The sequence below is a fragment of the Phytoactinopolyspora endophytica genome, assembly GCF_004138495.1.
GTDB lineage: Bacteria > Actinomycetota > Actinomycetes > Jiangellales > Jiangellaceae > Phytoactinopolyspora > Phytoactinopolyspora endophytica.
Genome location: NZ_ML142852.1, coordinates 243,546 through 248,160, shown reverse-complemented (window position 1 = coordinate 248,160; position 4,615 = coordinate 243,546). Strand labels below are relative to the sequence as shown.

The 4,615-nt window shown below is 69.0% G+C and carries 6 protein-coding genes; 5 read left to right on the top strand and 1 reads right to left on the bottom strand.

Features of this window, described 5'->3' with window-relative positions:
* Positions 1–35: 35 nt before the first annotated feature.
* Positions 36–542: an SRPBCC family protein gene (locus tag ELR45_RS09545; protein WP_129665439.1), complete on the top strand. Its 507-nt coding sequence runs from the start codon at positions 36–38 to the stop codon at positions 540–542.
* The gene (locus tag ELR45_RS09540) at positions 542–1,162 is read left to right on the top strand and encodes a dihydrofolate reductase family protein (protein ID WP_129665437.1); all 621 of its coding nucleotides are present in this window, start codon (positions 542–544) and stop codon (positions 1,160–1,162) included. Before ELR45_RS09545 ends, ELR45_RS09540 begins: the two co-directional genes overlap by 1 nt.
* 59 nt (positions 1,163–1,221) lie before the next feature.
* Here ELR45_RS09540 and ELR45_RS09535 read toward each other — a convergent pair whose 3' ends face one another.
* Positions 1,222–2,481 (bottom strand): isochorismate synthase, encoded by a 1,260-nt coding sequence (locus tag ELR45_RS09535; protein ID WP_205856294.1) that lies wholly within the window; start codon positions 2,479–2,481, stop codon positions 1,222–1,224.
* A gap of 157 nt (positions 2,482–2,638) precedes the next feature.
* On the opposite strand from ELR45_RS09535, the gene ELR45_RS09530 reads away from it, so the two are divergent.
* The 3 genes from ELR45_RS09530 to ELR45_RS09520 all read left to right on the top strand — a co-directional run.
* Complete coding sequence (locus tag ELR45_RS09530) at positions 2,639–3,346, top strand: demethylmenaquinone methyltransferase (RefSeq protein WP_129665433.1); 708 nt, start codon at positions 2,639–2,641, stop codon at positions 3,344–3,346.
* On the top strand, positions 3,347–4,021 hold the full coding sequence (locus ELR45_RS09525) for a hypothetical protein (RefSeq protein ID WP_129665431.1): 675 nt from the start codon (positions 3,347–3,349) through the stop codon (positions 4,019–4,021). It abuts the gene before it with no gap.
* 2 nt (positions 4,022–4,023) lie between these two features.
* A partial coding sequence (locus ELR45_RS09520) for a DUF1707 SHOCT-like domain-containing protein (protein WP_165367634.1) occupies positions 4,024–4,615 on the top strand: 592 nt, incomplete at its 3' end.

Genomic DNA, 4,615 nt, shown 5'->3' with positions numbered 1-4,615 from the left:
AGGACCTCAAGCAGGCAAGGCAGGAGGAGTAGCTGATGAGTTCGACGGAACGAGGAACGCCGGCGCAGTCCGCGACGGCCGACCGGGAGATCGTGATCTCCCGGGTCATCGATGCCCCGCGGGAGCTGGTGTTCGAGGCGTTCACCGAAGTCCGGCACCTGGCGCGGTGGTGGGGACCGGAAGGGTTCACCACCACCACGCAGTCGTTCGAGTTCAGTGTCGGCGGAGAGTGGGACTTCGTGATGCACGGACCGGACGGGACGGACTACCCCGAGTGGATCTCCTGGACCGAGATCGCCCCGCCGGAGCGGATCGCGTTGCTCCACGGTGAGTCCCGCGACGACCCGAACGCCTTCGAGTCGGTCCTCACGTTCGAGCCCGACGGAGCGGCGACCCGGATCGAGATGCGCACGGTGTTCCCCACCAAGGAACAGCGCGACGAGGCGGTCGAGAAGTACCACGCGATCGAGGGCGGCCAGCAGACCCTGGGCAACCTAGCTGCCTACGTCACCGAGATCGCTCGGTTGGGAGATGATGGCTGATGGCCGGGAAGGTGTTCTTCAGCGTGACGATGTCGTTGGACGGGTTCATCGCACCCGAGTCCCTCGAGGACTTGATGGGGAAGCAGTGGGTGGAACTGCAGAGGTGGATCTTCCCGCAGCGGTTCTTCCGGGAGAACCTGAAGCTCGGCGGGGGCGGTGAGGAAGGGCGCGACAACGACATCGTGCGGGAGACGCATCTGCGCACCGGCGCGAGCGTGATGGGCAAGCGCATGTTCGACGCCGGCGAGAAGGCGTGGCCGGAGGAGGCGCCGTTCCACACGCCGATCTTTGTGGTGACGCACGAGAAGCGTGACCCCTGGGAGCGGCCGGGCGGGACCATCTTCCATTTCGTCAACGACGGCATCGAGACTGCGCTCGACCGAGCCCGCGAGGCCGCCGGCGACCGCGACGTCCGCATCGCCGGCGGCGGCGCGACGATCCTGGAGTACGTGAACGCCGGCCTGATCGACGAGTTCTCGATCGCGCTGTCACCCGTGCTGTTCGGCTCCGGAATCCGCCTGTTCGAGGGCGTGGACGCGGGCCGCGTGGCCCTGGAGCCGGTCCGCGCGGAGCCCTCCCCAAGGGTGACCCACCTGACCTACACCGTCCGGGAACGGTAACTGCCCCGAACACAGCGCTCTCCCGCCGAGGTCAGCTGCCCGCGGACGGCCCGGCCCGGTCAACGGGCCAGGGCATCCCGCATGGGCACGAGCTTGGCAGTGCTCTCGGCGAGTTCCGCGCCAGGGTCTGAGCCGGCGACGATGCCGCACCCGGCGTAGAGCCGCATGCGTGCACTGTCTCCCGGGTCGATCTGGGCGCAACGTAGCGCGATGCCCCACTCGCCGTCGCCGTTGCTGTCGATCCAGCCGACCGGCGCGGCGTAGCGGCCGCGGTCGAGCCCCTCGATCTCACGGATCAGCGCCTGCGCCTTGTCTGTCGGAGTCCCGCCCACTGCGGCCGACGGGTGAAGGGCCTCGGTCAACGTGAGCGACGAGACCTCGCCGGTTGCGACGCCCGCCAGGTCGGTGGCCAGGTGCATCACGTTCGACAGATGAAGAACGAACGGCGTCTCGGGCACGTTCATGCTGGAGCAGAACGGGGCGAGCGAGTCGGCGACGGAGCGGACGGCGAACTCGTGCTCCTCCAGGTCCTTGCTGGACCGGGCCAATGAGGCGGCGAGCGCGAGATCGTGGATGTCGTCGTGAGTGCGGCGGATGGTGCCGGCCAGGACACGCGATGTGACCAGCCCTCGCTCGCGGCGGACCAGCAGCTCGGGGGTAGCCCCGAGGATGCCGTCGACGCTGAACGTCCAGCACCGGGAGTAGCGGTCGCTCAGCCGGTTCAGCGGCCAACGTGGGTCGATCGAGCGTGGGCTCTCAGCCACCAGGTCCCGGGCGAGGACGACCTTGTCCAGTTCCCCGGCGTTGATCCGCTCCACGGCCTGAGCGACGACGTGTTCCCACGCGGGCCCGCTCAGTGCGCCGTCGGCGAAGGTCACCAGGCCAGGGCGGCGTGCCGGGGTGGTGCGCGGCAGCATCGGCCACGGAGGCAGGTTTCCAGTCACGCTGACCGTGGTCACCCACCAGCGTCCGTGCCGGTGTCCGACCACGGTCTCGGGGAGGATGAGCGACGACGTGCCGGCATCGTCGAACGTGAACGATCCGAAGGCGACCGGCCCGGAGCCCGGCAAGTCGACCTCGTCCCGGACGACGGCCGTCTGACTGATCGTGTTCCACCAGCGCTCCGCGTCGGCGAACCGGGTGGCGCCCGAGGCCTCGAACCGGGCTGCCTCGCCCCAGCCGACCAGGCCCTCGCCGCGTCGTACCCAGGCCAGCGGCGCGTCGTCGGGAAGTAATGAGAGCAGCGCGCCAGGGTCGGGAATCTCGACCGTGCGCGTGACCAGATCCGGCACAGGGGCGGTCAAGGGGGCGCTCGTCACGGGGCACAAGCTTATGCCTGAATCGTGCACCTGCCCGCAGCCGGTCGCTGACGATTTGGTCACAACACACGTGCATACCCGTCCGGTGCGCAACGGACACACGGCTGCTTCACATGCCGCCGCTGTGGTGACGTCGACAGTCACTAAGCTTGGCATCGTGATCCGGGCTTCCCTCGACAAGCAGCCACATGAGGTCGCGGCGATGTTCGACGACGTCGCCGATCGCTACGACCTCACCAACGACGTCCTCTCGTTCGGACAGGACCGGCTCTGGCGGCGTGCCGTCGAACGGGCCGTGGCCGCTGTCCCCGGCGAACGAGTGCTCGACCTGGCCGCTGGGACGGGGACCTCCAGCGAGCCGTTTCAGGCGGCCGGGGCGACCGTGGTGCCGTGCGACTTCTCTCTCGGCATGCTCCAAGCCGGCAAGCGGAGCCGCGCCGACCTCGCGTTCGTCGCCGGTGACGCCACGAGGCTGCCGTTCGCCGACGCGTCGTTCGATGCCGTGACCATCTCGTTCGGTCTGCGCAACGTCCACGACCCCGATTCCGGCCTGAGCGAGATGCTGCGGGTCACGCGGCCAGGTGGCCGGATGGTGCTCTGCGAGTTCAGTCATCCGACGTGGGCACCGTTGAGGACCATGTACCTGGAGTACCTGATGCGCGCCCTGCCCTCGGTGGCGAGGCGTGTCGCGAGCAACCCGGACGCCTACGTCTATCTCGCCGAGTCGATATCCGTATGGCCGGACCAGCGTGGCATGGCCGAGCGGTTGCGTCGTACCGGGTGGTCCGGTGTGCGCTGGCGGAACCTCAGCGGTGGCATCGTCGCCCTGCACTACGCGGTGCGGCCGACGGCTTTGGACACCTGAATGTCGGGGGGCGCGGACCCGCGGGCACCACGTGCGGCGGTGGCGAAAGGCTGGGCTGTCACGTTGGTCGTCGCTGTGATGGTGGGCCTGGCGGGGGCCGGCCTCGTCACCCGTGCCATGGACTCGGACGCGTCCGGTAGTGGCGACACAGTGGGTGCCGCACCAGCCGACGTGGTGGCGGATGGAGGCGAAGCGGAGGCCGTGGACGGACAGGATGCGATCGACCTGTACGCCCCGGGCATGGTCGAGGCGCTCTTCGAGCGGCTCGGGGCGGAAGGCGTCGAAGGGTATCTGAACGTCGTCGTCCGCCCTGACCGCGCATCCTTCGAAGTCCAGACGGCCCCGGGCGCACGCCAGTACGACGAGATCGCTTTCAACGACGGCGAGCTCGGCGAACCGGTGCCCGGAGGCGAGATCGCGGAGTCAGACGAACTCGAGGATGAGGTCTTCGCGGCGTCCGACATCGCCGAGGGCGTGGTCGCGGCGGTGACCAGCCAGGCGGCGGACGTCGCGGGCCTACAGGGCAGGCAGGTCAGCCATGTCGTCATCGCGCGGGACTCCTCGCATCGCGGTGTCGTGACGGTCACGGTTCACCTGGAGTCCGACGACTATGGATCGAGCGCCACCCTGACGTGGGACGGTACGGGACGGCATCTGCTGAGAGATGGATCGTGAACATGAGCTCGTACGGGAGGTCGACGGGTCCCGACCGCCGGTGGCGGCCGTCCGACGCGGACCGTGAGCGATACGCGGAGGCGGTCTCGGCCGCCTTCAGCGATGGCCGGATCAGCGCTGAGGACATGCAGTCCCGCACTGCGCTGGTGTACGAGGCGGCGACCATCGCCGATCTGGAGGCGTTGGTCGATGACATTCCGTCGGCATCGCCGACCAGCCCGCGGCCGGTCCCAGCTGTCAAGCGGCCGCCGTACGGTCGGATGGTCCTGGTCGGCGTACTGTGTGCGGCGGCCATCGTGGGGGCCGCCGCGGCGATGTCCTCCACACCCGTCGAGCAGCACGAGGCCACCGGCGGGGGCGTCGTCGAGGGCGACCAAGACGGTGGCGCCGCGGGCCTGGAACCGGTCGACGTCGACGTCCCGGACATCGCGACCGAGAAGCCGGGCCTGTTCACCGAAGAGGGCCTGATCCAGATGTGGGAGACGATGTCGGCCGGCGATGTCAGCGAGATCAAGTCGATCACGGTGCGGCCGGGCCACGGCATGCTGATAGTCCGATCCGACACCGAGGAGCCGGGTCTGGCGGAGATCCGGT